At 56.4% G+C, this 3,490-nt stretch carries 7 protein-coding genes; 5 read left to right on the top strand and 2 right to left on the bottom strand.

The genetic code is table 11. The annotated features are described in order from the left end of the window. The coding region (locus ACIQ47_RS15415; RefSeq protein ID WP_396438928.1) for a DNA glycosylase AlkZ-like family protein at nt 1-258 on the top strand (258 nt) is incomplete at its 5' end. 16 nt (nt 259-274) lie between these two features. On the opposite strand, the gene ACIQ47_RS15410 is transcribed toward ACIQ47_RS15415, so the two are convergent. Both ACIQ47_RS15410 and ACIQ47_RS15405 read right to left on the bottom strand, forming a co-directional pair. Further along, a complete protein-coding gene (locus tag ACIQ47_RS15410) occupies nt 275-613 on the bottom strand; it encodes a BrnA antitoxin family protein (protein ID WP_396438927.1) in 339 nt (112 codons plus the stop codon). Next, nucleotides 576-872 (bottom strand): BrnT family toxin, encoded by a 297-nt coding sequence (locus ACIQ47_RS15405; protein ID WP_396438926.1) that lies wholly within the window; start codon nt 870-872, stop codon nt 576-578. The genes ACIQ47_RS15410 and ACIQ47_RS15405 overlap by 38 nt, the downstream gene beginning before the upstream one ends. Nucleotides 873-1,070: 198 nt before the next feature. Between ACIQ47_RS15405 and ACIQ47_RS15400 the strand changes: the two genes are divergently transcribed. Genes ACIQ47_RS15400 through ACIQ47_RS15385 form a run of 4 tightly spaced genes read left to right on the top strand, consistent with a single transcriptional unit; the run spans nt 1,071 to nt 3,406 of the window. Next, the gene (locus tag ACIQ47_RS15400; protein ID WP_396438925.1) at nt 1,071-1,553 is read left to right on the top strand and encodes a pyridoxamine 5'-phosphate oxidase family protein; all 483 of its coding nucleotides are present in this window, start codon (nt 1,071-1,073) and stop codon (nt 1,551-1,553) included. Next, a complete protein-coding gene (locus ACIQ47_RS15395) occupies nt 1,550-2,002 on the top strand; it encodes a GNAT family N-acetyltransferase (protein ID WP_396438924.1) in 453 nt (150 codons plus the stop codon). Before ACIQ47_RS15400 ends, ACIQ47_RS15395 begins: the two co-directional genes overlap by 4 nt. A gap of 45 nt (nt 2,003-2,047) precedes the next feature. Further along, entirely contained in the window at nt 2,048-2,437 is a 390-nt protein-coding gene (locus ACIQ47_RS15390) for a cupin domain-containing protein (protein WP_396438923.1), read from the top strand. A 12-nt stretch (nt 2,438-2,449) separates the two neighbouring features. Beyond that, complete coding sequence (locus tag ACIQ47_RS15385) at nt 2,450-3,406, top strand: putative transporter (protein WP_396438922.1); 957 nt, start codon at nt 2,450-2,452, stop codon at nt 3,404-3,406. Nucleotides 3,407-3,490 lie beyond the last annotated feature (84 nt).

The raw sequence follows: 3,490 nt of genomic DNA, 5'->3' as shown, positions 1-3,490 counted from the left end.
CGTTTTGAGCAGCTGTGGGGCTGGGCCTACCGCTTTGAGGCCTACACCCCTGCCGCCAAGCGGGTGCGTGGTCACTACGCCATGCCTTTGCTCTGGCGCGATCAGGTCATAGGCTGGGCCAACGTCAGTGCCAAGTCAGGTGTGCTGACGCCTGACGTGGGCTTTGTGGGGGTGGCTCCCAAAGACAAGGCCTTTGCCATGGCTTTGGACGATGAACTTGACCGCATGGCTGTTTTCTTGAGGCTGAAAGAAGCCTGATAGCGCTCCATCTGCTTCACGCTGCTGTGTGTAATTTGAGCCAGTCACGCAAGGCAGCATTCATGCGGGTTTGCCAGCCAGGGCCACCAGCGCGAAAGGCGGCCAGCACGTCACGGTCAAACCGTATGGTGGTGGACTCCTTGTCGCTGCCTGTGGGGCGTCCGCGTTGACGGCGGTAAGCCTCGATGCCCGCCTGCATTTCTTCTGGCGTTAGCGGTCGATCGTCTTCATCCTCGCCGTCCCATACATAGGGAGTAGCGGTCTGGACTCGGTTTTTCAGCGTCTTGCTTTTGCCCGTCACAGAGGCCTCACGCAACTCAGCGAGCGTCATCGAAGTCGTTTTCAAGCCAGTCATGGTAGGCGGTCCTTTCTATTTCACTCGCGGGTCTGAAGCTGATGATCCTTATCGAGTTTTCTCGCGAGACATGCACCACAGTCAATACCGCCAGCATATCGAACACGTAGGCCAATGATTGGGTCCTTAGCTCCCGGTTTCGCACGCTCTGAACGTCAAGGCGATACAGGCTTTCCAGCACTGCAACGGCGTCAATGAAGTCCAAACCGTGCTTGTCCAAATTGAATTGCCGTTTTTTTGGGTCCCAAAGTACGTGCATGGCGGTTCATTTATTGTAGTAACGTTAATATTGAAGTCAAGCAGAGCAAATGAAATACAGGTTCAATTGGCCGGATGTCGCATTTTAAAAATGTAAACTTTTTAAATCAAAATTAAATCAGGGGATACGATGAAGAATGACCTTTTGGATAGCCGCTGATGCGGCGTCACTGAGCTTGATTCACCCCCGAGAGTGCGCATGACCCTTTTGAATGAATCTGTCCGCGAAGCGGCCCGCCGCAGCGTACTGTGCTGGCTGGCCACGGTGGACGCCGAGGGTCAACCCAACGTCTCGCCCAAAGAAGTCTGGACCATTGCCGATGACCTGCATGTGGTGGTGGCCCACATCGCTTCGCCCATCAGTGCGCGCAACATTGCGCAGCACCCCCAAGTGTGTTTGAGCTTTGTCGATGTGTTCGTGCAAAAGGGCTTCAAGCTCATAGGCACCGCTCGCGAGGTGCGTGCCACCGATGCGGAATTCACCGACTGGGCTGCACCGCTGCTGGCCATGGTCGGCCAACGCTTCACCATTCAAAGCGTGCTGGTCATTCAGGTGCAGTCCGTATCCGCCATCGTGGCCCCCAGTTACCGTTTTTACCCAGACGACACCACCGAGGCTTCGCAAGTGGCCTCGGGCATGCGAGCCTACAACGTTCAAGCAGTAGAAAAGGAAAAACCATGACTTCAATCACCATCCGTCAAGCGGTGTTGGCCGACCTCGATGCCGTGGTCACCCTGTTTGATGCTTATCGCCAGTTTTATGGACAGCCCAGCGATGGCGTGGCTGCACGGACTTTTCTGCAGGCGCGCTTTGAGCATGGTCAATCGGTGGTGCTGTTGGCCGAGTCACAAGGGCAAGCTGTGGGTTTCACCCAGCTTTATCCGAGCTTTTCTTCCGTGTCGATGGCGCGCGTGTTTGTGCTCAATGATCTGTTTGTGGCCCCCAAGGCCAGGCGCTTGGGCGTGGGCGAGGCTTTGTTGACAGCCGCTGCGGACCATGCTCGACAGCTGGGCGCTGTGCGCTTGTCCTTGACCACGAACGTACAAAACTTGCCAGCACAGTCTTTGTACGCATCCATGGGCTGGGAGCGGGATCAAAAATTCTATGCCTACCACTTGGCTTTAGGATAGGCAAGATGGTTCGCTCGATTTCAGAGAACCCCCTAGGAGATGCCGATGACAACGCAAGGTTTTGTGGTGACGCACGCTAAAGATGCGCAGTTCGAGCGTGGTCTGCGCTCGTTTTTTGAGTACCGTGATTTAGGCATGAATCAGGCCACGCAAGGGCGTGTCACGGCCAGTGTGATCCGTGCCGCTGGGGGGCATGATTTTTCCAGTCAGCCGCATTTGCATCACACCGAGTTTCAGCTGGTCTATGTGCTCAAGGGCTGGATCGAGTTTGAATATGAGGGCCAGGGTGCGGTTCGGCTGGAAGCTGGCTCGTGTGTGCACCAGCCGTCAGGCATCCGGCATCGCGAACTGGGGCACAGCGAAGATCTGGAATTGCTCGAAGTGGTGCTGCCCGCCGACTTCAAGACCGAGACGGTCGACAGCGTCAACCCCTGAACGAAAGAGCCCATGTTCCGCAGTTTTTTTCTCTCACGCCGCTGGGCCTTGTGGGCCTGGGGTGGTTTGTTCGTGCTGGTAGCACTGGTCTTCATCACGGTGCAGCAGACCGTCAAGCTCAACGCTTGGTACGGCGAGTTTTATGACTTGTTGCAAAAGCCCGAACAATCTGGCGGGCTGGAGAAGTTCTGGGGCTTCATGTGGCAGTTTGCGTGGATTGCTTTTCCGTTCATGTTGCTGCGCAGCCTGGAGACGTATCTGGCTTCTCATTTCGCTTTTCGATGGCGTCAGGCGATGACCGAAGATTACCTGCCGCGCTGGCAGGGCACCGATGCCAACGTAGAGGGTGCTTCGCAGCGAATTCAGGAAGACTGCATGCGCTTTGCCCGCCAGACCGAAAACCTGGGCCTGGGGCTGGTGCGTGCGCTGCTCACGCTGGTGTCCTTCATTCCGATTTTGTGGGCCTTGTCTGCAGGCATGGCCATTGCCTGGTTGCAGTTTGAGGGCTCGTTGTTTTGGGTGGCATTGGTCACGGCGCTGGGCGGCACCGTCATTTCGTGGTTTGTGGGCATTCGCTTGCCGGGGCTGGAGTACAACAACCAAAGGACCGAGGCGGCGCTGCGCAAAGACTTGGTGTTTGCCGAGGACGAGCGCAGCCGCATGCATTTGCCCACGGTGCTGGAGTTGTTCATGGGGGTCCGGTTGAACAATTTCCGGCTGTTCAACCACTACGCATACTTTCACCTGTGGAGCAACTTTTACGGCCAGATGATGGTGATTTTTCCCTTCTTGCTCATGGGGCCTTCCTTGTTCACGGGGTTGATCACTTTGGGGGTGATCCAGCAAGTGAGCAACGCCTTTGGCAAGGTCAATGACGCGTTTTCTTACCTGATCGAGCGCTGGACCGACATCACCGAGCTGCGATCGATCTACAAACGCTTGTCGGAGTTTGAAAAAGCGCTGGCCTGAGGCCCGGACCTGCGTGGTCGATCAGATAGCGGCTGCGGCGATGTCGGCTGGAAGCGGTTCCAGCGCTTTGAGTGCCTGCAGGGC

It is taken from the genome of Limnohabitans sp. (genome assembly GCF_044373035.1).
Classification (GTDB): Bacteria; Pseudomonadota; Gammaproteobacteria; order Burkholderiales; family Burkholderiaceae_C; genus Limnohabitans_A.
This window is presented reverse-complemented; position numbering and strand designations above follow the sequence as displayed.

What these genes read in the sequence shown, in the direction of transcription:
- ACIQ47_RS15390 (WP_396438923.1), top strand. Translation starts at nt 2,048, where the DNA reads ATGACAACGCAAGGTTTTGTGGTGACGCACGCTAAAGATGCGCAGTTC.
- ACIQ47_RS15400 (WP_396438925.1), top strand. Translation starts at nt 1,071, where the DNA reads ATGACCCTTTTGAATGAATCTGTCCGCGAAGCGGCCCGCCGCAGCGTA.
- ACIQ47_RS15410 (WP_396438927.1), bottom strand. Translation starts at nt 613, where the DNA reads ATGACTGGCTTGAAAACGACTTCGATGACGCTCGCTGAGTTGCGTGAG.
- ACIQ47_RS15385 (WP_396438922.1), top strand. Translation starts at nt 2,450, where the DNA reads ATGTTCCGCAGTTTTTTTCTCTCACGCCGCTGGGCCTTGTGGGCCTGG.
- ACIQ47_RS15405 (WP_396438926.1), bottom strand. Translation starts at nt 872, where the DNA reads ATGCACGTACTTTGGGACCCAAAAAAACGGCAATTCAATTTGGACAAG.
- ACIQ47_RS15395 (WP_396438924.1), top strand. Translation starts at nt 1,550, where the DNA reads ATGACTTCAATCACCATCCGTCAAGCGGTGTTGGCCGACCTCGATGCC.